21 protein-coding genes and 1 tRNA gene are annotated in these 23,707 nt (G+C 71.3%); 13 read left to right on the forward strand and 9 right to left on the reverse strand.

The window, feature by feature from the left end; all coding sequences use genetic code 11:
- Positions 1–42 precede the first annotated feature (42 nt).
- On the reverse strand, positions 43–1,245 hold the full coding sequence (locus tag DEJ14_RS05065) for an aminotransferase class I/II-fold pyridoxal phosphate-dependent enzyme (RefSeq protein ID WP_111085005.1): 1,203 nt from the start codon (positions 1,243–1,245) through the stop codon (positions 43–45).
- A gap of 191 nt (positions 1,246–1,436) precedes the next feature.
- Between DEJ14_RS05065 and DEJ14_RS05070 the strand changes: the two genes are divergently transcribed.
- The 5 genes from DEJ14_RS05070 (at position 1,437) to DEJ14_RS05090 (ending at position 7,745) form a co-directional block, all read left to right on the forward strand.
- A complete protein-coding gene (locus tag DEJ14_RS05070; protein ID WP_258373236.1) occupies positions 1,437–3,482 on the forward strand; it encodes a S1C family serine protease in 2,046 nt (681 codons plus the stop codon).
- 183 nt (positions 3,483–3,665) lie between these two features.
- Positions 3,666–4,709 (forward strand): glycosyltransferase, encoded by a 1,044-nt coding sequence (locus DEJ14_RS05075; RefSeq protein ID WP_111085006.1) that lies wholly within the window; start codon positions 3,666–3,668, stop codon positions 4,707–4,709.
- Positions 4,710–4,713: 4 nt separating this feature from the next.
- A complete protein-coding gene (locus tag DEJ14_RS05080; protein WP_111085007.1) occupies positions 4,714–5,535 on the forward strand; it encodes a CDP-alcohol phosphatidyltransferase family protein in 822 nt (273 codons plus the stop codon).
- 26 nt (positions 5,536–5,561) lie between these two features.
- Entirely contained in the window at positions 5,562–6,470 is a 909-nt protein-coding gene (locus tag DEJ14_RS05085) for a glycosyltransferase family 2 protein (RefSeq protein ID WP_258373242.1), read from the forward strand.
- Positions 6,471–6,512: 42 nt separating this feature from the next.
- Positions 6,513–7,745 carry a CDP-glycerol glycerophosphotransferase family protein gene (locus DEJ14_RS05090; protein ID WP_111085008.1) on the forward strand — a complete coding sequence of 411 codons (1,233 nt, stop codon included), beginning with the start codon at positions 6,513–6,515 and terminating at the stop codon, positions 7,743–7,745.
- A gap of 16 nt (positions 7,746–7,761) precedes the next feature.
- On the opposite strand, the gene DEJ14_RS05095 is transcribed toward DEJ14_RS05090, so the two are convergent.
- The 4 genes from DEJ14_RS05095 to DEJ14_RS05110 all read right to left on the reverse strand — a co-directional run bounded on the left by DEJ14_RS05095 (position 7,762) and on the right by DEJ14_RS05110 (position 10,515).
- Complete coding sequence (locus DEJ14_RS05095) at positions 7,762–8,064, reverse strand: hypothetical protein (protein ID WP_111085009.1); 303 nt, start codon at positions 8,062–8,064, stop codon at positions 7,762–7,764.
- A gap of 116 nt (positions 8,065–8,180) precedes the next feature.
- Complete coding sequence (locus tag DEJ14_RS05100) at positions 8,181–8,951, reverse strand: ABC transporter ATP-binding protein (RefSeq protein WP_111085010.1); 771 nt, start codon at positions 8,949–8,951, stop codon at positions 8,181–8,183.
- Complete coding sequence (locus tag DEJ14_RS05105) at positions 8,951–9,775, reverse strand: ABC transporter permease (RefSeq protein ID WP_416371912.1); 825 nt, start codon at positions 9,773–9,775, stop codon at positions 8,951–8,953. The genes DEJ14_RS05100 and DEJ14_RS05105 overlap by 1 nt, the downstream gene beginning before the upstream one ends.
- 44 nt (positions 9,776–9,819) lie before the next feature.
- Positions 9,820–10,515, reverse strand: coding sequence for a phosphocholine cytidylyltransferase family protein (locus DEJ14_RS05110; protein ID WP_111085011.1), 696 nt, complete (start codon positions 10,513–10,515; stop codon positions 9,820–9,822).
- Positions 10,516–10,813: 298 nt separating this feature from the next.
- On the opposite strand from DEJ14_RS05110, the gene DEJ14_RS05115 reads away from it, so the two are divergent.
- The 3 genes from DEJ14_RS05115 to DEJ14_RS05125 all read left to right on the forward strand — a co-directional run bounded on the left by DEJ14_RS05115 (position 10,814) and on the right by DEJ14_RS05125 (position 14,032).
- A complete protein-coding gene (locus tag DEJ14_RS05115; protein ID WP_258373237.1) occupies positions 10,814–12,163 on the forward strand; it encodes an ABC transporter ATP-binding protein in 1,350 nt (449 codons plus the stop codon).
- Entirely contained in the window at positions 12,139–13,710 is a 1,572-nt protein-coding gene (locus DEJ14_RS05120; protein ID WP_111085012.1) for an ABC transporter permease, read from the forward strand. Before DEJ14_RS05115 ends, DEJ14_RS05120 begins: the two co-directional genes overlap by 25 nt.
- 61 nt (positions 13,711–13,771) lie before the next feature.
- On the forward strand, positions 13,772–14,032 hold the full coding sequence (locus DEJ14_RS05125) for a DUF3039 domain-containing protein (RefSeq protein ID WP_111033217.1): 261 nt from the start codon (positions 13,772–13,774) through the stop codon (positions 14,030–14,032).
- 79 nt (positions 14,033–14,111) lie between these two features.
- Here the strand turns inward: DEJ14_RS05125 and DEJ14_RS05130 are convergent, their stop codons facing one another.
- Positions 14,112–15,449, reverse strand: a complete 1,338-nt coding sequence (locus tag DEJ14_RS05130; RefSeq protein WP_111085053.1) for a nicotinate phosphoribosyltransferase — start codon at positions 15,447–15,449, stop codon at positions 14,112–14,114.
- On the opposite strand from DEJ14_RS05130, the gene murI reads away from it, so the two are divergent.
- From murI to rdgB, 3 genes are all read left to right on the forward strand, one after another.
- A complete protein-coding gene (gene murI, locus DEJ14_RS05135; RefSeq protein WP_111085054.1) occupies positions 15,441–16,280 on the forward strand; it encodes a glutamate racemase in 840 nt (279 codons plus the stop codon). The two genes, DEJ14_RS05130 and murI, sit on opposite strands and share 9 nt — an antisense overlap.
- A 74-nt stretch (positions 16,281–16,354) precedes the next feature.
- Positions 16,355–17,086 (forward strand): ribonuclease PH, encoded by a 732-nt coding sequence (rph, locus tag DEJ14_RS05140; protein ID WP_111085013.1) that lies wholly within the window; start codon positions 16,355–16,357, stop codon positions 17,084–17,086.
- Positions 17,083–17,673, forward strand: a complete 591-nt coding sequence (gene rdgB / locus DEJ14_RS05145; protein WP_111085014.1) for an RdgB/HAM1 family non-canonical purine NTP pyrophosphatase — start codon at positions 17,083–17,085, stop codon at positions 17,671–17,673. The genes rph and rdgB overlap by 4 nt, the downstream gene beginning before the upstream one ends.
- A gap of 70 nt (positions 17,674–17,743) precedes the next feature.
- On the opposite strand, the gene DEJ14_RS05150 is transcribed toward rdgB, so the two are convergent.
- The 3 genes from DEJ14_RS05150 to DEJ14_RS05160 form a co-directional block, all read right to left on the reverse strand.
- Positions 17,744–18,445 carry a DedA family protein gene (locus DEJ14_RS05150; protein ID WP_111085015.1) on the reverse strand — a complete coding sequence of 234 codons (702 nt, stop codon included), beginning with the start codon at positions 18,443–18,445 and terminating at the stop codon, positions 17,744–17,746.
- A 118-nt stretch (positions 18,446–18,563) separates the two neighbouring features.
- Positions 18,564–18,644, reverse strand: a tRNA-Leu gene (locus DEJ14_RS05155).
- Positions 18,645–18,834: 190 nt separating this feature from the next.
- Positions 18,835–20,127 carry an MFS transporter gene (locus tag DEJ14_RS05160; protein ID WP_111085016.1) on the reverse strand — a complete coding sequence of 431 codons (1,293 nt, stop codon included), beginning with the start codon at positions 20,125–20,127 and terminating at the stop codon, positions 18,835–18,837.
- Positions 20,128–20,183: 56 nt separating this feature from the next.
- Between DEJ14_RS05160 and mnmA the strand changes: the two genes are divergently transcribed.
- Together mnmA and ligA are read left to right on the forward strand one after the other, a co-directional pair.
- Positions 20,184–21,290: a tRNA 2-thiouridine(34) synthase MnmA gene (gene mnmA / locus DEJ14_RS05165; RefSeq protein WP_111085017.1), complete on the forward strand. Its 1,107-nt coding sequence runs from the start codon at positions 20,184–20,186 to the stop codon at positions 21,288–21,290.
- Positions 21,291–21,356: 66 nt separating this feature from the next.
- A complete protein-coding gene (gene ligA, locus DEJ14_RS05170) occupies positions 21,357–23,690 on the forward strand; it encodes an NAD-dependent DNA ligase LigA (protein WP_111085018.1) in 2,334 nt (777 codons plus the stop codon).
- Positions 23,691–23,707: the final 17 nt, after the last annotated feature.

Consider the following 23,707-nt stretch of genomic DNA (forward strand, 5'->3'; position numbering starts at 1 on the left):
GTCCGGTGCGTGGTCGCGGCTGCGCCGGTGGCGGGGTCGGGCTCAGGACGGCGCGTGGAGGCGTGCCAGGCGGTCGGCGGCGTCCTCGAGGACGGAGCGCCGCTTGCAGAACGCGAAGCGCACGAGGGACCGGTAGCCCGCGGCGTGGTCCGGCCGGACGAACGCCGACACCGGCACGCCGACGACCCCGGCCAGGGCGGGCAGCTCCAGACAGAAGGCCCGTGCGTCGTCGTACCCGAGCGGCGCGGAGTCGGCGATCACGAAGTACCCGCCGTCCGGCCACAAGACGTCGAAGCCCGCTGACCGGAGCCCCGAGGCGAGCAGTTCGTGCTTGGCGGCGAGTTCGGCGGCGATCCCGGCGAAGACGGCGTCGGGCAACCGCAGCCCGACGGCGACGGCCGGCTGGAACGGTGCGCCGTTGACGAAGGTCAGGTACTGCTTCACCGTCGTGATCGCGTCGACGAGCGTCGGGGGAGCGGTGAGCCAGCCGATCTTCCAACCGGTGGTGCTGAAGGTCTTGCCGGCGCTCGAGATCGAGACCGTGCGCTCGGCGGCTCCGGGCAGTGTCGCGATCGGCGTGTGCGGGACGGTGAACGTCAGGTGCTCGTAGACCTCGTCGGTGACGATGAGGGCGTCGTACCGCGTCGCGAGCTCCACGATCGTGCGCAGGACCTGGTCGGGCAGGACCCGGCCGGTCGGGTTGTGCGGCGTGTTGACGAGCACGACGCGGGTGCGGTCGGTGAACGCGGCGCGCAGGGTGTCCTCGTCCGGCAGGAAGTCCGGAGCGGTGAGGGGCACGGTGACGTGGGTGCCGCCGGCGAGCCGGACGAGCGCACCGTAGGCGTCGTAGAACGGTTCGAACGTGATGACCTCGTCGCCCGGTTCGACCAGGGCGAGGAGCGTCGCGGCGAGTGCTTCGGTGGCGCCGGCGGTGACCAGGACCTGCCGGTCGGGATCGACCTCGAGGCCGTACCACCGCTGCTGGTGTTCGGCCACGGCGTTGCGGAGGTCGGCCGTCCCGCGTCCGGGCGGGTACTGGTTGACGCCGTCCCGGATGGCGCGGACCGCGGCCTCGAGCACCTCGGCGGGGCCGTCCTGGTCGGGGAAGCCCTGCCCGAGGTTGATCGCGCCGGTACTCGCGGCGAGGGCGCTCATCTCGGCGAAGACGGTGGGCGCCGGGACGCCGTCGGGTCCCAGGAGCATCGCTCCCTCGGCTGCTCGCAACCAGGGTCCTGCCTGCCGCATGTGGTTCCCTCCGGTGACGGCGACGACGTGTCGCGCTGAACGGACCCCAACCTAGCTGGCCGTCCGACGGCGATCCGGGGACGGACCCACAGCCCACGCATAAGATCGGCAGAGGATGCTTCCAGCGTCGCCAGAAGCACCGCTCAGGTGGTTGCGACAGACTGCACGAGCTTGAAAGGAGCACGTCCAGCATGACCGACACCACGCCCAACGGGCAGGGCGACGACCGCCGTCCGGACGATGCGGCATCGCCTGCCGCCAGTGAGGACGCCGCCGCAGCGGCCACGAAGGGGAACACGTCGATGCCGAACGACTCCGAGCAGTTCAACGACTCCGAGCAGTTCAACGACGCCGAGCAGTTCAACGACGCCGAGCAGTCCGAGAACGCCGAGCGGTCCGACGACGCCACGAGCGCCGACCACACCGACGTGATCCCGTCGGCGACCGACCACCCCACGGACCGCTACACGGCTCCGTACCCCACGCTCTCGGGCGACCAGCAGCGCGACGCCGGCCAGCAGCCCGCCGGGTACGGCCAACAGACCTCGCCGTACGGGCAGGCGGCCCAGTACGGCCAGCAGCCCTCGGCCGACCAGACGAGCCAGTACGACCAGTCCCAGCAGAGCCAGTACGGCCAGAACCAGCAGCCGCAGTACGGCCAGGCCCAGCAGAGTCCGTACGGCCAGCAGGCGCAGTACGGTCAGAACCAGCCGAACCAGCCGAACCAGCAGTCCCCGTACGGCCAGCAGGCGCAGTACGGGCAGGGCCAGTACGGCCAGCAGGGCCAGTACGGCCAGGCCCAGCAGCCGCAGTACGGCCAGCAGCCGACCGCGAGCCAGCCGCGGTACGGCGAGTACGCCCAGCCGGCCTCCGCCGCTGCCCCCGCGTCCTCGTCGGAGTACGCGACGGCGTCGGCGCAGGCGCCGCAGTCGGCCACGAGCGCCTTCGGCGACGTGGACGGCGCGAACCAGCGCAACGGCCACTACTTCGCCGACGGAACAGCGGGTGCAGCGGCCACCACGACCAGCACCCGCTCCGGCCGCGGCAAGCTCGTCCTGCCGATCATCGCCGGACTGGTCCTCGCGGGTCTGGTCGGCGGCGGCGCCGGGTGGCTCGCCGCGTCGTCGCAGGGCGGCACCGTCGCGTCGTCGTCCGGTTCGTCGCAGGGCGGCAACCTCACGGTCAACGACTACGACTCCGCGACCGTCGTCACCGCGGTCGCTGCTCAGGCGACGCCGTCGGTCGTGACGATCAACGTGTCGTCCAGCAACGAGGCCGGCACCGGTTCGGGCGTCGTGATGAGCAAGGACGGCTACATCGTCACGAACACCCACGTGGTGACGCTCGACGGCGACAGCTCGAACGGTTCGATCACCGTGACGACCTCGAACGGCAAGATCTACGAGGGCAAGCTCATCGGCACCGACCCGACGGTCGACCTCGCGGTCATCAAGATCGACGCGACCGACCTGAAGCCGATGGAGTTCGCCGACTCCACGAAGCTCAACGTCGGTGACACCGCGGTCGCGATCGGTGCGCCCCTGGGCCTGTCGAACACGGTCACGGACGGCATCGTCTCGACCCTGAACCGCAGCATCCAGGTCACGTCGAGCGCTCCCAGCGAGGGCGGCGACTCGAACGAGGGCGGCAACGGCGGCAGCGGTCCGTTCGACTTCTGGGGCAACGGCGACAACGGCAGCAGCTCGTCCGCGAACACCACGGTCTCGCTGCCCGTCATCCAGACCGACGCGTCGATCAACCCGGGCAACTCCGGTGGCGCGCTGCTCGACGCGAAGGGCAAGCTGATCGGCATCAACGTGGCCATCGCCTCGGCCGGCAGCTCGTCGTCGTCGGACTCGGCGGCCGGCAGCATCGGCGTGGGCTTCTCGATCCCGTCGAACCTGGTGAAGCGCGTCGCGAACGAGATCAAGGACAAGGGCTCGGCCACGCACGGCCTGCTCGGTGCCACCGTCGGCGACGCCTCGGAGAACGCGAGCGCGACCCAGATGGGTGCGCTCATCAAGTCGGTCTCGTCCGGCGGTGCGGCGGCCAAGGCCGGTCTGCAGAAGGGCGACGTCGTCACGAAGATCGGTTCGGCGACCGTCTCGGACGCCACCGACCTGACGGCACAGGTCCGCTACTTCGCGGGCGGCGCGTCGACGACGATCAGCTACCTCCGGAACGGGCAGTCCCGCGAGGCGGACGTGACCCTGGGCACGTACGACAGCAAGGGCTGACGCCACCACGGACGAGACGGGAGGCCCGGTGCACGACGTGCGCCGGGCCTCCCGTCCGTCTGCGGGTCGCGTCGCGGACGCCCCGCAGGTTCCGGGTTCGGGTCTTGATAGGCTCATGGTCGCTCTGCGGGGCGGCACCGCCCCGGTGCGTCCCGTGCACCCAGCCAGCACCCCGAGGTACGCATGCAGACAGACGGACAGCCCCTGCCGGGCGTCTCGTACGTGATGCCCGTGCTCAACGAGGTCACCGAGGTCCGCGCTGCGGTCGCCAGCCTGCTCGACCAGGACTACACCGGCGTGTTCGAGGTCATCCTCGCGCTCGGCCCCTCGATCGACGGCACGAACGAACTCGTGGCCGAGATGAGCGCGGCCGACCCACGCATCCGGGCGATCGACAACCCGGTCGGGTCCACGCCGGCCGGACTGAACGTCGCGATCACGGCGTCAGTGCACCCCGTGGTGGTCCGCGTCGACGCGCACTCGGTGCTGCCCCCGGACTACACGCGCATCGCCGTCCGCACCCTGCTCGAGTCCGGTGCGGACAACGTCGGCGGCATCATGCGCGCCGAGGGCCGCAGCCCGTTCGAGCGGGCCGTCGCGTTGGCGTACGGCAGCCGCGTCGGACTCGGCGGCACCCCGCACCACGTCGGTGGGACCGCCGGCCCCGCCGAGACCGCGTACCTCGGCGTCTTCCGCCGCGACCGCCTGTTCGAGGTCGGCCTGTTCGACGAGGGCATCAAGCGCGGCCAGGACTGGGAACTCAACCGACGCCTGCGCCAGACCGGCGGCACGGTGTGGTTCACGCCCGAGCTGGTCGTCACCTACCGCCCGCGACCGAGCCTGAAGCGCCTGGTGCGGCAGTTCGTCGCGACCGGGTTGTGGCGGGGCGAGCTCGCCCGTCGGTTCCCCGCGAACAACGGCCTGCGGTACTTCGTGCCGCCCGCGATGGTCGCCGCCATGGCCGTCGGGATCCTCGCCGGCATCGTCGGTGTCGTCGGCGCGGCCCTCGGCAGCCCGGTCGCATGGGCGCTCCTCGGGTTCGCCGTGCCCGCCGTGTACCTGCTCTTCGTCGTCCTCGGGTCGGTCGCCGTCGCGCGCCGGTCCGGGGTGGCGACCTTCCTCTGGCTGCTCGTGGTGCTGCCCTGCATCCACGTGGGATGGGGGCTCGGTTTCATCATCGGGTTCCTCACCCGCACCTCCGAGCTGACCACCCACACCGGACGGTGACCCCATGACCGACCACGCCACCCACGGCCGCGGATCCGCACGCCCGACGTCGATCGCCGAGCTGCGGTCCGTCGCCCAGCCGGACGAGGTCCGAGCCCGCGCCAACGCCGAGCACTGGACGGCGTCGCTGTACCTGCGCGACGTCTCGCCGTACCTGACCTGGGTGCTGCTGAAGACCCGCGTCAGCGCCAACCAGGTGACCGGCCTGATGATCCTGGTCGGGTGGAGCATCGCCGCGGCCCTGCTCATCCCCGGCATCTGGGGTGCAGCGCTCGCCCTGGTGCTCGGACAGCTGCAGATGCTCGTGGACTGCTGCGACGGCGAGGTCGCACGGTGGCGTGGCACCCGCTCGCCCGCCGGGGTGTTCCTGGACAAGGTCGGGCACTACACGACCGAGGGACTGATCCCGGTCGCGCTGGGCATCCGAGCCGCCACCTGGCCGATCCACGGCGCCGACTGGATGTGGACCACGATCGGCTGCGCGCTCGGTCTGGTCATCGTGCTGAACAAGGCCCTCAACGACATGGTGCACGTCGCCCGGGCGAACGCGGGGCTCGACAAGCTCGTCGACCGACGCGACGCCTCGACCGCGCCGTCCGGTCGGAAGCTCGCCTCGCTCCGCCGGCTGGCCCGGTTCCTGCCGTTCCACCGCCTGTACCACTCGGTCGAGCTGAGCATGCTCGCGTTCCTGTTCGCGCTCATCGGACTGGCGATCGGCGACACGCTCGCCAGCCGGATCCTGGTCGGCGCGCTGCTGCCGCTGGCCGTCCTGGCGACCGTCGGGCACTTCCTGGCGATCATCGCGTCCAAGCGGGTCAAGGCGTGACGCACGACGCGGTGACCGACGACACGGTGACCCCGAGCACCGTTCGTCGCCACGCGGTCGCGCACCCGCAGCGACCGCGCGTCGCCGTCGTGAGCCTGTCGCAGGGCACCCGGCCCGACGACCTGCGCCGCGGGCTCGACAGCGTGCTCGCGCAGGAGGGCGTCGAACTCGACGTGGTCTGCGTCGGCAACGGTTGGGAGCCGACCGGCCTGCCGGACGAGGTGCGGACGCTGGCGCTGCCGGAGAACCTCGGGATCCCGGCCGGCCGCAACGCCGGCGCCGAGGTCGTCGACGGGGACTACGTGTTCTTCCTGGACGACGACGCCTCGATCCCCTCGGTCACGTTCCTGCAGGACGCCGTCGGCCGCTTCGAACGCGACCCCTCGCTCGGGCTGCTCCAGCCGCGGGTGGTCGACCCGACCGGCGCTGCCAACCCGCGGCGCTGGGTCCCGCGCATCCGCAAGGGCGAGCCAGACCACTCGTCGCCGGTGTTCTCGGTGTGGGAGGGCGCCGTCGTGCTGCCGATGGACGTGTACCGGGTCGTCGGGGGATGGGGCGCTGAGTACTTCTACGCGCACGAGGGCATCGAGCTCGCGTGGCGCGTGTGGGACGCCGGCCGACGTGCCTGGTACGCCGGCGACCTGGTCGCCCACCACCCGGCCATCGACCCGGCGCGGCACACCGAGTACTACCGCCTGAACGCCCGCAACCGGGTGTGGCTGGCCCGACGGAACCTGCCGGCACCGCTCCGACCGCTCTACGTCGGCTCGTGGGCCGCGATCCAGGTCGCGCGCTGGTGGCGACACCCGCGGCGCCTGACGACGTGGTTCGCCGGCATCCGCGAAGGACGGACCACCGACTGCGGACCGACCCGACCGATGAGCTGGGTGACCGTCGCCCGGATGACGCTCGCCGGGCGCCCGCCCGTCGTCTGACCACCCCGAACCACACCGCCACCGCAGAACGGGAGACAGTCCATGCCGATCACCAGTGACGTGCGGACCGCCGTGCGCCTGGCCCAGCGCCTGCTCGCCTCGCGCCGGAGCCGCCGGGAGCTCGCCCGTCGCCTGCCCTCGGTCGCGGCGCCGGCGCCCGGCACGATCGAGATCGCGGTCTACTTCGCCGACGGCCCCGTGAACATGTACCAGGTGCGCCAGTGGTACGCGCCGCTCGCTGAACTGGCGAAGACGCACCCGGTCGCGATCATCGCGCGCAGCCCGGGCACGATGACCACGCTCATCGACGAGTCGCCGGTCCCCGCCGTGTACGCCCGTCAGGTCGTCGACCTGGAGCAGTTCGTCGAGACCCAGGCGCCGAAGGTGGTGCTCTACGTCAACCAGAACGCCCGCAACTTCCAGATGATGCGGTACGGGCGCATGTGGCACGTCTTCGTCAACCACGGCGAGAGCGACAAGATGTACATGACGACGAACCAGTTCAAGGCGTACGACTACGCGTTGATCGCCGGGGACGCCGCGCGTGGCCGGCTCGCCGAGGCACTGTGGGACTACGACCTCGACGCCAGGACCATCGCGATCGGCCGCCCCCAGGCCGACCACTTCGCCGGCGCGGCACCGTACCCCGCCGACGAGCGCACCGTCGTGCTGTACGCACCGACGTGGGAGGGCGACCGCGGCGCCGCTGCGTACGGCTCGATCGCGTCCCACGGCACCACCATCGCCGAGCAGGTGCTCGCGTCGCCCCGGCACCGCCTGGTGTACCGACCGCACCCGCGGAGCGGCGTGCTCGACCCGGCGTACCGAACGGCACACGAGCGGATCGTCGCGGCGATCACGGCGGCGAACGCGGCCGACCCCACCGCGCACCACGTCCACGACGAGGGCGGGGAGCTCGGCTGGCAGCTGGCCGACGCAGACGTGGCGATCACCGACATCAGCGCGATGATCTACGACCGCCTGGCGGTCGGGAAGCCCCTCATCGTGACCCGGCCGGTGTCGCCCGAGGCCGACGTGGACGAACGCGGCTACCTGAGCGACGCCAACTGGCTGACCGCGGCCGACGCACCGTCGGTGCTCGCGCGGATCGACGCCGCCGTGGGGGACGCCGCCGAGCTCGCCAAGCTGCAGCAGTGGGTGGCGCGTTACTTCGGCGACACCACGCCCGGTGCCGCGACGGCCCGGTTCCACGCCGCCGTCGAGTGGCTGCTGGAGCGCTGGCGCACCGTCGCTGCCGAGCGCGGCGAACGCTGAGCCCCGCTGGACACGGTCACGGGTGCAGCCCCTGACCGACCAGTGACATCCGCCACACGTACTCGGAGCGGTCCGGACGGCGCCAGCGGACGATCACGACGCCGGTGTCCTGCGGATCCGCGCCGAACACGGCGACCGACAGACGTCGACCCGGTTCGAGCCGGTGCACCGCCAGCGGCGGGCTGTAGCCGTTGCCGAGGTGGGTGAGGGTCAGGCCGTCGACCGGTTCGTCCCCGGTGTTGACGAGGTCGTACCGGCGCGGGGCCTGCGAGCGGTCGATGGTGAACGGGACGGCGTACGCGGGTGCTGGGTGGTGCATGAGGGGAACGGTAGGGGGAGGGTCCGACGGTGGGGCCCCGGCGCAGCACCCGGGAACCCGTCGCTGTGGAGGGGGCACCGTGGTGCCCTGGTTGTGGAGGGGGAGTACCCGACCGGTCAGACGCCGTAGTCGGCGGAGTACTGCGCCAGCGCTTCCTCGATCGTGCCGTCGAGCTGCAGCCGGCCCTTGTCGAGGTACAGACCGCGGTCGCAGAAGCGGCGCAGGTCCTTGTCGCTGTGGGACACGAAGAAGAGCGTCCGACCGCCGGCCAGGAGCTCCTCGATCCGCTTGTAGCACTTCTCGCGGAAGGCCTTGTCGCCGACGGCGAGGACCTCGTCCACCAGGATGACGGGCTCGTCGAGCCGCGAGATCACCGCGAACGCGATGCGCACCTTCATGCCGCTCGACAGGTGCTTGTACGGGGTGTCGACGAAGTCCGCGATCTCGGCGAAGTCGATGATCTCGTCGAAGGCGGCACGGATCTCGGCGCGCGACATGCCGTGCAGGCCGGCGGTGAGGTAGACGTTGTCGCGGACGGACAGGTCGCCGACGAACCCGCCGGTGATCTCGATGAGCGGCGCGACACCGGCACCGACGTCGATCCGGCCCTCGTCCGGCAGCATCACCTGCGCCACGAGCTTCAGGAGCGTGGACTTGCCCTGACCGTTGCGACCGACGACGCCGATCGCCTCGCCCGGACGGACGTCGAACGACACGTTGCGGAGCGCCCAGAACTCGTCGGCACGCTTGCGGCGGCCGCGTCCGGCGAAGAGGTCCTTGAAGTTGCGGCTCGCCCGTCGGTTGCGCTTGAAGCAGATGCCGGCGTCGCGCACGGAGATCACCGGCGCGACGGTCTCGGTGCGTCGGGTCTGGTCGGTGGCGGTCATCACAGCTCCTTCAGCACGCGGTGCTCGCTGCGTCGGAACACCGCGAAGCCGATCGCCAGGACGATGCCCGTGATGACCACCGACGCCCCGACCTCGAACCAGTCGAGCTGGCTCGGGAAGAACGCGGCGCGGTACATCCCGAAGATGCCGGTGAGCGGGTTGACCGCGGCGATGGGGCGCAGGGCGTCGGGCAGCGCGTGCGTGCCGTAGATGATCGGCGATGCGTAGAACAGGAAGCGCAGGACGAGCTTGGTCGCACGCTCGAGGTCGCGGAAGAAGACGACGAGCGGCGCGACGATCAGGCCGAGGCCGTACACCAGCGCGCACTGCAGCACGATCGCCAGCGGGAAGAAGACGACCTGCCAGTGCAGGTGCGCACCCGTCGCGATCGCGAATGCCGCCAGCACCGGCAGGCTCAGCAGGAACTCGATGCCCTTCGACGCGTCGATCCGCGCGACCCAGATGGTGCGGGGGATCGTCGTCGAGCGGATGAGCTTCGACTCCTTGATGAACGCCCGCGTGGAATCCGAGACGCCCCCGGTGAACCACATCCACGGCAGCAGCGCGGAGAGCAGGAAGACGATGTACGGGTCTTCACCGACCGAACCGCGGTGGAACACCTGGGTGAAGACGAACCAGTAGATCGCCGACATCACGAGCGGGTCGAGGATCGACCAGACGTACCCGAGCGCCGACGTCGAGTACCGGACCCGGAGATCGCGGACGGTCAGCAGCCAGAGGGCATGACGATAGCGCCGACCGGCGCTCCGGGTCGCCGCCGGTGCGGCAGCCGCGGGCACGGTCGGCGCACTCGCTGTGGTCACGGTTTCCCTTCGGGCGGAACCGCCGAAGGGGTCCTGACGGAGGTTCAGGCGAACAGGTTGTTCGCGCGCTCGAGGTCCTCGGCGAAGTCGATCTCGACCGCGTACAGGTCGGAGATGTCGATCGGGGACCAGCGTAGCCCGTCCTCGGCGATGGCAGCTTCGATGCCGCCCTCGAAGTACTCCTGGTCGTCGACGCGACCGAGCTGGCGGATGAGGGCCTGCTTGTCGTTCGCCGACACGTAGTTGATGCCGACGGCTTCGCCGAGCCCGCCGACGACCTGCTTGGAGAGCTTGTGGATGAAGCCCTCGGCGTCGACGGTGTACTTGACCTCTTCGTCGGAGACCTTGTCGGTGTTGACGCTGACGAACGAGTGGTCCTCGTCGATCATGTCGGCCGCACGGACGAGCGCCATCGGGTCGAAGACCACGTCGCCGTTCATCCAGAGGACACCGCTCTTGCCGGTCGCCTTGAGGGCACGCAGCAGGCTCTTCGAGGTGTTGGTGGAGTCGTAGGACTCGTTGTAGACGAAGGACGCGTCGGGGAAGGCCTCGACGATGTGCTCCGACTTGTAGCCGACGACGATCGTCACGCGGGCGCTCGAACCGAACGCGGCGCGGATGTTGTCGAACTGCTGCTGCATGATGGTGCGGCCGTCACTGAGCTCCGTGAGCGGCTTCGGCAGGCTGCGGCCGAGCCGGCTGCCCATCCCCGCTGCGAGGATCACGATCTGCGTGGTCATGCTGGTCCCTTCTGGTGTCCGCCCGCGCGCCCTGGGGCACGGGCGGGCCTCGTCGAGTCTGCTCGCGGAACGTCCGAGTTCGCCGAGAACCGGACGCCACGGGCCACGAGGGCCGGCTGCTGCACGGTGTCGGAGAGCCCGCCGGAGCAGGTTTCCAAGTGGTGAACACTCCTTCGTGCCCTGGTGAATGATACGGAAACACCCGCTCAAGAGGTAGGTCCGCCGCGCTTCGTACTCATTTCGTGACACTGGAGCGGGCGGTTCCCCGCTGTCCGGAGAGCGTTGGTACGGTTGGGCGATGGCCGCCAGAGCAGAGAACGAGGACGTGTACGCCACGACCGACGCTGCCTGGATGACCGAAGCGAGTGACACCGACGAGCAGGACGCCGACGAGCGTGCCGCCGACCGGGTGGACGCCGCGGCGGGGGACGACGCCGACGACGACGACATGGGGGAACCGGATGCGCGCGACGCCTCCGTTGATGACGAGATGACCGACGACACCACGGCCACCGACGCCTCGGCCAGCGACGCCGATCCGGTCACCGAGCCGCAGTCGGACGCAGCGCCCGGTACCGCAGTGCGTGCCGCGGCAGCGGCCCCGACGACGACCACCGGCGCCCGACCTGCCAAGCCCCGCACGACGAAGCAACGCACCAAGCGACCGGCGAAGGCCGCCGGCGCGACCGGCACCGTGCCTCCCGGCCCCACGGCGAGCGACGCGACGTCCGCGACGGACTCGACCGCGCACGCAGCGCAGGGCGCACAGGAGCACGCAGTGCAGGGCGCACCGGAGACCGACGCACCGGAGACCGACACCGCGACCAGCCCCGCCGCGAAGAAGCGTGCTCCCCGGGCCACCGCACCCAAGGCCCCGCAGAAGCTGCAGCCCGTCGTGCTCGCCGCGGACGGCCTGGTCAAGCGGTACGGGCAGACGCTCGCCGTCGACGAGGTCGACCTCGAGATCCGCCAGGGCTCGATCTTCGGCGTGGTCGGCCCCAACGGCGCCGGCAAGACGACCACCCTGTCGATGATCACCGGTCTACTGCGTCCCGACGCCGGGTCCGTGACGGTCCTGGACCACGACGTCTGGGCCGACCCCACGGCCGCCAAGCGCAGCCTCGGCGTGCTGCCGGACCGCCTGCGGCTGTTCGACCGCCTCACCGGTGCGCAGCTGCTCTACTACTCGGCCACCCTGCGCGGTCTCGACGGTGCCACGGCCCGTGAGCGCAGCACCGACCTGGCCGAGGCGTTCGGGCTCGGCGAGGCGCTCGGTCGCCAGGTCGCCGACTACTCGGTGGGCATGGCGAAGAAGATCGCCCTGGCCGCCACGCTCATCCACTCGCCGCGGGTCCTCGTGCTCGACGAACCGTTCGAGTCCGTCGACCCCGTGAGCGCTGCGACCATCACCGACATCCTGCGCCGCTACACGCGCGGTGGTGGCACCGTCGTGCTCTCCAGCCACTCCATGGAGCTCGTGCAGCGCACCTGCGACTCCGTCGCCATCATCGTCGGCGGCAAGGTCCTCGCCTCGGGGACCATGGCCCAGGTGCGCGGTCGCAAGAGCCTCGAGGACAAGTTCGTCGAACTCGCGGGCGGCCGCGTCGTGGCAGAGAGCATGGAATGGTTGCACAGCTTCTCCGGCTGAGGGCCGACCTGCTCGCGGGCGAGGTCCGCGGCAGCGCCCGCCGGTCCGTGCTCGTCGTGCTCGGCAGCCTCGTCGGGCTCCTCGCCGCCGTGTTCGTCGCGACGCAGACGGTCGCGCTGCGCTCCGCCGACCCCGACACGGCCCGCGCCGTCACCGTGCCGGTCGGCACGCTCATCGCCTTCGCGTTCACCGTCGTCCCGCTCGTCGTCGGACGGAGCGACCAGCTCGACCCGCGGCGCTTCGCGGTGTTCGGCATCGGCCGTCGCGGGCTCGCGATCGGCCTCGTCGTCGCCGGCCTGATCGGCGTCCCCGTGATCGGGGTCGTCGTCGTGGCCGTCGCCCAGTCGATCGCCTGGGCGCGTGACGCCGGCACCGGTGTGCTCGCGGTGATCGGCGGCCTGCTCGCGATCGCCACCTGCGCGCTCCTGGTCCGCGTGTGCTGCACCGTCGGCTCGCGGCTGATCGGTCCGCACCGGTCCCGCGACGCCGGGTGGCTCGTCGCGCTCGTGATCATCGTGCTCGCGATCCCGGCGGTCTCGCTGCTGCTGCGCGTCGACTGGCTCGACCCCGAGGGCGCCGAGATGCAACGCGTCGCGGACGTCGCGGGGTGGACACCGTGGGGTGCCGCCTGGGCCGTGCCCGCCGAGGTCGCCAGCGGCCACGTCGGCACCGGGTTCCTCAAGCTGCTCGTCGCGATCGCCGTCGTCGCCCTGCTGACCTGGGCGTGGTGGGCGCTCGTCGGTCGGGCGCTCGACACCGTCGACGGTCGCACCCGGACCCGGCGCTACCAGGGGCTCGGCTGGTTCGACCGGCTCGGCTCGACCCCGGTCGCCGCCGTCGCCGCCCGCGCCCTGACCTACTGGGTGCGCGACCCGCGGTACCGCACCTCGTACCTGATCATCCTGTTCGTCCCGCTCGTCGTCATCCCGCTCGGGGTCGCCGGGGTGCCGTGGCACTGGACCGCGCTCGTGCCGTTGCCGCTCATGGCGCTGATCGCCGGGTTCCTGCCGCACAACGACGTCTCGTACGACAACACCGCGGTGTGGTTGCACGTCGCCTCCGGGGCTCCCGGGTGGAGCGACCGTCTCGGCCGTGTCGTCCCGGTGCTCGTCGTCGGTGCGCCGGCGATCGTGGCCGGTTCGGCGGTGTCCGCCTGGTTGTTCGACGACTGGACGGTGTTCCCGCTGCTGATCGGCGTGAGCGCCAGCGCCCTGCTGTCCGGACTCGGGCTGTCGAGCGTCGTGTCCGTCCTGCTGCCCTACCCGACCGTGCGGCCGGGGGACCACCCGTTCCAGCAGCCACAGGCCGCGGGGGTGACGGCGACGGTCGCGCAGTCGATGATGGTGATCGGCATCGTGCTCTGCACCGTCCCGGCGGCGTGGCTCGCGGTGCTGGCCTTCGTCCGCGGCGCCGAGCCGTGGTCGATGCTGACGCTCGCGGTGGGCATCGGGGTCGGCGTGGTCGTGCTCGTCATCGGGATCTTCGCGGGCGGGCGGCTGTTCGACCGGCGCGGCCCGGACCTGCTGGCCGCGGCGCAGCGCAACTAGCGTTCCGGAACGAGCGCACGGTGCGCAGACCAACGCGCGCAGACCGTCGTACCCTGGACCCATGAGCATGACGGAACCAGGCGGCGGCCTCGACGTGATGGACCGGGAGCTCGAGAAGCTCCTCGAAGACGAAGCGATCGAACCCGGCGACCACGAGCGGTTCTCGCACTACGTCAAGAAGGACAAGATCCTGCAGTCCGCCCTGTCCGGCAAGCCGGTCAAGGCGCTGTGCGGCAAGAAGTGGATCCCGGGCCGCGACCCGGAGAAGTTCCCGGTGTGCCCGGACTGCAAGGCCATCTACGAGAAGATGAAGTCCGAGTAGCAGCGACCCCAGGACGGACGGGAGGCCCGTGGCGACGCCGCCACGGGCCTCCCGTCCGTCGTCTGCGTCCGCAGACCGCTCAGATCACCAGGGTGGGGATGGCGGGGTCGCCGCGACCGATGCGCGCGGCGTCCGCCGGCAGCTCGGCCTTTGCCCGCTTGTGGTGCGCCCGCGCGGCCTCGACGCCCGGTGCTCCGAGGAACGCCGGATCGACCACGCCGCCGGTGACCACGGGCACGAGCAGGGCGCGCTCGTCGGGGCCGACCTGCCCGGCGGTGAGCACGACCTCGGCCGTGGCGACACCGTTGCGCAGGCGTCGCCCGGCTTCCTTGCGCCCGCCGATCGAGGCCTTGTCCGCTGACTTCTTCGCCACGGCGACCCAGTCGTCGCCGTCGGCGGACTGGTGCGCCACGAGCTTGAAGACCATGCCGGCGGCCGGGTGTCCGGAGCCGGAGACCACCGAGGTGCCGACGCCGTACGAGTCGACCGGGGCCGCACGGAGGGCCGCGATCGTGTACTCGTCCAGGTCGTTCGTGACCGTGATCTTCGTGTCGGTCGCGCCGAGCCGGTCGAGCTGCGCCCGGACGGCCGCGACGACCGAGGGCAGGTCGCCGCTGTCGATGCGGACACCGCCGAGCTTGCCGTCGGTCAGTCGGACGGCGGTCTCGACGGCCTGCTCGATGTCGTAGGTGTCGACGAGCAACGTCGTGCCGTTGCCGAGGGCGTCGAGCTGCGACCGGAACGCCTCTTCCTCGGAGTCGTGCAGCAGGGTGAACGCGTGCGCCGCGGTGCCCATCGTCGGGATGCCCCAGGTGCGGCCGGCCTCGAGGTTGCTCGTCGCGCCGAAGCCGGCGATGTACGCGGCCCGTGCTGCGGCGACGGCGTTCCACTCGCCGGTGCGGCGGGAACCCATCTCGGCGAGCGGACGACCGTCGGCAGCGGAGACCATGCGCGCGGCGGCCGAGGCGATGGCGGAGTCGGCGTTGAAGACCGACAGGGCGAGCGTCTCGAGCACGACGGCCTCGGCGAACGTGCCCTCGATCTGCAGGATCGGGGAGTTGGGGAAGTAGACCTCGCCCTCGCGGTAGGCCCGGACGTCCCCGGTGAACCGGTAGTCGGCGAGGAACGCCGCGGTGCCCTCGTCGATGACCCCGCGGTCGCGCAGGAACCCGATCTCGTCGTCGCCGAAGCGGAAGTCGCCGAGGGCGGTCAGGAACCGGCCGAGGCCGGCCGCGACGCCGTAGCGACGACCGTCGGGCAGCCGCCGGGCGAACACCTCGAAGACGCACCGCCGGTGGGCGGTGCCGTCCTTCAGGGCCGCGTCGACCATGGTGAGTTCGTACTGGTCCGTCAGGAGCGCGCTGGTCACCTCCCCGACACTACTGCGAGCGTCGGTACGCTGGTCACCGTGACGGATGCACCGATCGGAGTCTTCGACAGCGGGGTCGGCGGGCTCACGGTGGCCCGCGCGATCATCGACCAACTGCCGCGCGAGAGCATCCGGTACGTCGGCGACACCGTGCACTCGCCGTACGGCCCGAAGCCCATCGCGGACGTCCGCCGCTACGCGCTCGAGGTCATGGACGACCTGGTCGAACTCGGCGTCAAGGCCCTCGTCATCGCCTGCAACACCGCGTCGTCGGCCGTGCTCCGCGACGCCCGCGAACGGTACGAGCAGGCGTACGGCATCCCGGTGGTCGAGGTCATCCAGCCCGCTGCCCGCGCCGCCGTGAAGCAGACCCGGACCGGGCGCATCGGCGTCATCGGCACGGTCGGCACCATCACCTCGCGCGCCTACGAGGACGCCTTCGCCGTGGCCTCGGACGTCAGCCTGACCCTGGCGGCATGCCCGCGGTTCGTCGAGTTCGTCGAGGCGGGGGACACTTCGTCGCCGCAGCTGCGCGAGGTCGCCGCCGGGTACCTCGACCCGATCCGTGCCGCCGACGTCGACACCCTCGTGCTCGGCTGCACCCACTACCCGCTGATGTCCGCGGCCATCCAGTACGTGATGGGCCCGGACGTCACCCTGGTGTCGAGTGCCGAGGAGACCGCCAACGACGTGTACCGCCGGCTCGTCGAGCACGGCCTCGAACGCACCTCCACCACCGCCCCGACGTACTCGTTCGAGTCGACCGGCGACGACGAGGACGGGTTCCTGCGGCTCGCTCGCCGGTTCCTCGGCCCCGAGATCGTCCGCGTCGGCCACCTCGAGACCGGCGCCATCACGCTGCCCCGTGGGCGGGCCTGAGCGGCGACCAGCCGCCAGCCGCCGCCCGCCCCGACGACCCGCACCGCGCCTCCAGGCCGGACCGAAAGGACACCATGACCACCCGCATCGACGGCCGCCAGGCCGAGGAACACCGTCCCGTCACCATCGAGCGGGGGTGGAGCACGCAGGCCGAGGGCAGCGCGCTCATCTCGTTCGGCAACACCAAGGTGCTCTGCACCGCCTCGTTCACGAACGGTGTGCCCCGCTGGCTCGCCGGCAAGGGCACCGGCTGGGTCACCGCCGAGTACTCGATGCTGCCGCGGTCGACGAACGAGCGCATGCAGCGCGAGTCGATCAAGGGCAAGGTCGGCGGCCGCACCCACGAGATCTCCCGGCTGATCGGACGTTCGCTCCGCGCCGTGGTCGACACGAAGGCCCTCGGCGAGAACACCCTGGTCATCGACTGCGACGTGCTGCAGGCCGACGGCGGCACCCGCACGGCGTCGATCACGGGCGCCTACGTGGCGATGGTCGACGCGATCGAGTGGGGCCGCGGCAAGGGCTTCATCGGCAAGAAGGCCACCCCGCTCACCGACAGCGTGCAGGCGATCTCGGTCGGCATCGTCACGGGCGAGCCGATGCTCGACCTGGCGTACACCGAGGACTCCGCCGCCGACACCGACATGAACATCGTCACGACCGGGTCGGGCAAGTTCATCGAGGTGCAGGGAACCGCCGAGCACGCGCCCTTCGACCGCGACGAGCTGAACGTCCTGCTCGACCTGGGCCTGGCCGGCAACCAGTCGCTCGCTGCGATCCAGAAGACCGTGCTGGGGCTGGCGTGAGCGGCACCGTCGTCCTGGCCACCCACAACCAGGGCAAGGTCGTGGAACTGCGCGAGATCCTCGGGTCGGCACTGGGCGAGGGTGTCGAGCTAGTCGGCTACGACGGCCCCGAGCCGGTCGAGGACGGCGACACCTACGCCGCGAACGCCCTGATCAAGGCCCGTGCCGCGGTCGCCCACACCGGACTGCCGGCGCTCGCCGACGACTCCGGCATCGCGGTCGACGCGCTCGACGGCGCCCCGGGCATCCACTCGGCGCGGTACGCGGGCACCCGGTCGGACGCCGACAACATCGCGCTGCTGCTGCAGAACCTCGACGGCGTCGTGGAGCGCACCGCCGCCTTCGTGTGCGCGGCCGCGTTCGTCACGCCCGACGGGTTCGAGCACGTGGTCGAGGCGGTGTGGAACGGCGAGGTGCTGACCGCGCCGGTCGGCGACGGCGGACACGGCTACGACCCGGTGTTCCGGCCCGACGACGCCGACCGGTCGTCGGCCGAGCTCACCCGCGACGAGAAGAACGCCCTGTCGCACCGCAGCAAGGCGTTCCGGGGCATCGCGCCGGTCGTGCGGGAGCACTTCGGGCTCTGAACCGCCCACCCGCGACGAGGACAGGCCCACACCGAACGGTGTGGGCCTGTCGCGTCCGGTCCGGCGACAGCTACAGCTGCGGGTCGACGGCCGTCGACTCGGCCTGGTGCTCGTGCTTCTTCGCCTTGCGGGCGTTCCGGATGTAGGTCAGCGCCATCGGCACGACGGTCACGACGACCGCGGCCAGCAGGATGATGTCGATGTACTCGCGCACGATGTGGGCGACGAACGGGATGTGCCCGATGAAGTACCCGAGGAACGTCACGCCGACGCCCCAGACGACGGCGCCGATCGCGTTGTAGAGCGAGTACTTCTTGTAGTCCATGCGGCCGACGCCGGCGGCGATCGGCGCGAAGGTGCGGACGACCGGCACGAAGCGCGCCAGGATCACCGCGAGCGGACCGAACCGGTGGAAGAACGCGTTGGTCCGCTCGACGTTCGCCTTGGAGAACAGACCGCTCTCCTTGCGCTCGAAGATCGGCGGACCGGCCTTCTTGCCGATGTAGTACCCGAGCTCTCCGCCGAGGAACGCCGCGGCGCCGATCATCAGGGCAGCGACCCAGATCGGGATGCCGCCGATCTCGCCGCCCCGGTCGAACGCGAACAGGCCGGTGATGACGAGCAGGCTGTCGCCCGGGAAGACGAAGCCGATCAGCAGGCCGGTCTCGGCGAAGACGATCGCGCAGACGACGAGCACGGCGACGGCCCCGAAGTGGTCGAGGATGTACTGCGGATCCAGCCATGGGATCAGGGCGAGTGCGACGGAGTGCATGTCTCTTCCGGTCGTGCAGATGCGGTGACGGGAGGGTCACCCGCACGACGAGGGTACCGTCCGCGCGTGACCGGAACGTCCCTCGGTGGTATGAGATGCGCGAGCACGCAACGGTCGGTGCGGAAGGAGGGACTCGAACCCTCACGCCTGGGGCACAGGAACCTAAATCCTGCGTGTCTACCGATTCCACCACTCCCGCGAGCAGCGGCAGTCTACCGAGCGGTCCCTGGTCGGCGGACGCGCGCCGGGCCTCCAGGCCGTGCGCCGGACGTGATGTGGTGCGAGGTACCGGACGTGGTGCGGGGCGGCTCGAGTGCCACCGAGTACGGAACCTCGCACGGGACGACAGCGCGGCGCGGCGCGGCGCGCGCGACAGCGCAGCGCGCGCGTCAGCGGAGCTGCCGCGGCAGGTACCGCGGCACGTACCGCAGCAGCACACCGGCACCGATCAGGCCGAGCACGCCCATCACACCGCTGGCCACCGCGATCGTCGCGACGGCCGTCACACCGGAGATCACGAGCGGTGCCGCTGCCGACCCGAAGTCGCCGGTGAACCGCCAGGCTCCGAGGAACGGCGCCGGGTCGTCGCGCGGGGCGAGGTCGGCGCCGAGCGTCATGAGGATGCCGGAGCCGACGCCGTTGGCGAGCGACATCCCCATCGCGATCCCGACGAACCAGCCGACCCGCGCGTCGAGGTGCCCGCTCCACGCGAGCAGGAAGTAGCTGATGCTCAACCCGAGCATGCAGGGGAGTGCGCTCGCCAACCGCCCCCAGCGGTCCATGATCTGGCCGCTCGTGTAGAACAGCGCGAAGTCGACGGCACCGGCGATGCCGATGATCAGAGCGGCCGTCGAGTCGTCCAGCCCGACACTGACCGCCCACAGCGGCAGGATCACCTGGCGCCCGGCACGCATCGCGCCGATGAGCGCGGCGCCGCTGCCGAGCCGCAGCAGCACAGCCCGGTTCGTGCGTAGGGTCCGGAAGAGGCCGTGTGCCTCCTTGCCGACGAAGACCGCTCCGGTGTCGGTGGACGGCTCCGTCACGCCGGTCGCGTCCGACCCCGACCGGGAGGCCCGTGGTGGCAACCGCAGACCGCGTGCGCCCGTCGCGGGGTCGCGCAGCACCAGGAGCACGGTCGCCGCCGCCAGGCAGCACACGACGTGGATCCAGAAGGCGCTCGCGGTGGTGCCGGTCAGGTGGATCACGCCGGCGGCGAGGAACGGCCCGACGAAGTACCCGAAGCGGAAGACCCCGCCCAGGCTCGACAGCGCCCGGGCACGGATGCGGACTGGGATCGCTGTGGTCATGTAGGCATGCCGTGCCAGGGCGAACACCGCGGTCGAGACGCCGACCAGGAACACCCCGAGCGCGAGCACCCACGCGTTCGCCGCGGTCGTGCAGACGACGAGGCCGCCGACCGACACCAGGGCGGCGCCGATCATCGCGTTCCGCTCGCCGATCCGCGCGACGACGATGCCCGACGGCACGTCGCCGATGAGTTCGCCGACCAGGATGAGCGACGCGACGAAGCCCGCGAACGCCAGGGTCGCGCCGAGGGAGTCCGCGGCGATCGGGATGATCGGGATGATCGCGCCCTCGCCGATGGCGAAGAGCGCCGCGGGCAGGAACCCGGACAACAGGACGGACCGGAAGTCGAATGAGTCGTTCCCCGTCGTGGCCATCGCTCGACCAACGGTACGCCAGCGGTACGGGTTCGTCGGCGGGTTACCCTGGAGGCATGCGTGTTCTGGCGGCGATGAGCGGTGGGGTCGACTCGGCGGTGGCTGCTGCCCGGGCGGTCGACGCCGGGCACGACGTGGTCGGCGTGCACCTGGCGTTGAGCCGGATGCCGGGCACGCTCCGCACCGGCAGTCGCGGGTGCTGCACGATCGAGGACTCGATGGACGCCCAGCGCGCCGCGTCCGCCCTCGGCATCCCCTACTACGTGTGGGACTTCTCGGCCCGGTTCAAGGAGGACGTCGTCGACGACTTCGTCGCCGAGTACCAGGCCGGCCGCACCCCGAACCCCTGCATGCGGTGCAACGAGCGCATCAAGTTCGCCGCCCTGCTCGAGAAGGCGCTGGCCCTGGGCTTCGACGCCGTCGCGACCGGGCACTACGCCTCGATCGTCACCGGCCCGGACGGCGCACGCGAACTCCACCGTTCGGCCGCGTGGGCGAAGGACCAGTCCTACGTGCTCGGGGTCCTGACCGCCGAGCAGCTGCAGCACGCGATGTTCCCGCTCGGGGCGACCCCGTCGAAGGACGAGGTCCGGGCCGAGGCCGCCGAGCGCGGGCTGACGGTCGCGCAGAAGCCCGACTCCTACGACATCTGCTTCATCCCGGACGGCGACACCCGCGGCTGGCTCGCGGACCGCGTCGGCAGCGAGACCGGCGACGTCGTCGAGCGCGACGGCACCGTCGTCGGTTCCCACGACGGCGCGCACGGCTACACGGTCGGGCAGCGCCGCGGACTGTCGCTCGGGCGCCCCGCCGCCGACGGCAAGCCCCGGTTCGTGCTCGAGATCCGCCCGAAGGACAACACCGTCGTGGTCGGCCCGAAGGAGGCCCTGGCCGTGTCGTCGATGTCGGGCTCCCGGTTCACGTGGGCCGGCACCGCACCGGCCGAGCCGCAGACACCGTTCGCGTGCGACGTGCAGATCCGGGCGCACGCCGACCCGGTGCCGGCGACCGCGCGGGTGCAGGACGACGTGCTCGTGATCGACGTCGACGAGCCGCTGCACGGGGTCGCCCCCGGCCAGACGGCCGTGGTCTACGTCGGCACCCGGGTGCTCGGACAGTGCACGATCGACAGCACCGTCAGCGCCGTCCCCGTCGGCGCCTGAGACCGCCGCTCCCGGGCGGTGGGTCCGCTGCACGCGCCGTCGGTGGCACACGGTAGAACTGAGGGCATGAGCGAGACCGACGCCACGTTCGAGACCATCGACCCCGACGGGCTCGACGCCGCCCAGGCCGGGCGTGAGGTCGACCGGCTGCGGGCCCGCATCAACGAACTCCGGCAGGCGTACTACCAGGGTGACAACGGATCACCGGAAGCCGATGCCGACTACGACGTGCTCGTCCGCCGGCTCGACGCGATCGAACAGCGGTTCCCGGAGCTCCTGACCGAGGACAGCCCGACCCAGACGGTCGGCGGGCAGGCGCAGACCACGCAGTTCGCCCCGGTCGAGCACGCCGAGCGGATGCTCTCGCTCGACAACGTCTTCAGCCCCGACGAGCTCACCGAGTGGGCCGTCAAGGTGCAGCGCGACGCCGGCGCCGAGCGTGTCCGGTTCCTGACCGAGCTGAAGATCGACGGCCTCGCGATCAACCTGCGCTACGAGCACGGCCGCCTGGTGTCAGCGGCGACCCGTGGTGACGGTGTCGTGGGCGAGGACGTCACCGGCAACGTCCGGACGATGGGCACGATCCCGGACCGGCTGGCGGCGACGGGCCACCCGCCCCTGGTCGAGGTCCGCGGCGAGATCTTCTTCCCGGTCGCCGAGTTCGACGAGCTCAACGCGAACCAGCGCGAGGCGGGGGAGCGCGTCTTCGCCAACCCGCGCAACGCCGCCGCCGGGTCCCTCCGCCAGAAGGAAGAGGGCAAGTCCGAGGCGAAGCGTGCACTCATGGTCGACCGGCTCCGGCGGTTGCGGATGCTCGTGCACGGCATCGGCGCGTGGCCCGTGCGCGAGCTCGAGCAGGAGACCGACGTCCGCTCGCAGTCCGAGGTCTACGAGCTGCTCGAGACCTGGGGGCTGCCGACGAGCAGCCACTACCGGGTCTTCGACACCATCGACGAGGTGAACGCCTTCGTCCGCTCCACGGGCGACCGCCGTGCCTCGGTCGAGCACCAGATCGACGGCGTCGTCATCAAGGTCGACGACCTCGCCCTGCACGAAGAACTCGGCTCGACGTCTCGGGCGCCCCGGTGGGCGATCGCGTACAAGTACCCGCCGGAAGAAGTCCACACCGAGCTCGTCGACATCGTCGTCAGCGTCGGGCGGACCGGGCGTGCGACCCCGTTCGCGGTGATGGCCCCGGCCGAGGTCGCCGGGTCGGTCGTCCGCCAGGCCACCCTGCACAACCAGCAGGTGGTCAAGGCGAAGGGCGTCCTGATCGGCGACACCGTCGTGCTGCGGAAGGCCGGCGACGTCATCCCCGAGGTCCTGGGGCCGGTCGTCGACCTGCGTGACGGCACGGAGCGCGAGTTCGTGATGCCGACCCACTGCCCGGAGTGCGGCACCGAGCTCGCCCCCGCGAAGGAAGGCGACATCGACCTCCGCTGCCCGAACGCGAAGAGCTGCCCCGCGCAGGTCCGCGGTCGTGTCGAGCACATCGCATCGCGCGGCTCGCTCGACATCGAGGGCCTCGGCGAGGTCGCAGCCGCAGCGCTCACGCAGCCGCTGCACCCGGAGACCCCGCCGCTCGTGACCGAGGCCGGGCTGTTCGACCTGACGATGCAGGACATCGTCCCGATCGAGGTGATCGTCCGCGACGCCGAGACCGGCATGGAGAAGGTCGACGACGCCGGTGCCCCGAAGCGCGTGACCCCGTTCAGCCGCGCGCGCAAGAAGACCGACCCGCCGTTCGACGCCGACGCCCGCGGGGCCGACTACACCGGTGAGCCGAGCCGCTACCCGTCGAAGAACGCGTTCGAGATGCTCGCGAACATCGACGCGGCGAGGACGAAGCCGCTCTGGCGCATCATGGTCGGGCTGAGCATCCGCCACGTCGGACCGGTCGCGGCGCGGGCGCTCGCGAACCACTTCGGGTCGCTCGACCGGATCCGCAGCGCCTCGCGCGAGGAACTCGCGGCGGTCGACGGGGTCGGCGGGATCATCGCCGACGCCCTGCTCGCGTGGTTCGAGGTCGACTGGCACCGCGAGATCATCGACCGCTGGACGTCGGCGGGCGTGCAGTTCACCATGCCGGACCACCCCGGACCCGGCGGCGCGGCGGTCGAGGGCGGTGTCCTGAGCGGCGTCACGGTCGTGGCGACCGGATCGCTCGAGGGGTACACGCGCGAGGGTGCGCTGGAGGCGATCATCACCGCCGGCGGCAAGGCGGCGTCGAGCGTCAGCAAGAAGACCGACTTCGTGGCCGCGGGTCCCGGGGCCGGGTCGAAGCTCACGAAGGCCGAGCAGCTGGGGCTCCGGATCATCGACGCCGAGCAGTTCCACCTGCTCGTGACCGAGGGGCCGAGCGCGCTCCCCGAGCCGGAGGTCACCGCGCCCGAGGGCTGAGCCGGGGCGCCGAGCAC

Origin of the sequence: Curtobacterium sp. MCJR17_020, assembly GCF_003234365.2 — a bacterium.
GTDB lineage: Bacteria > Actinomycetota > Actinomycetes > Actinomycetales > Microbacteriaceae > Curtobacterium.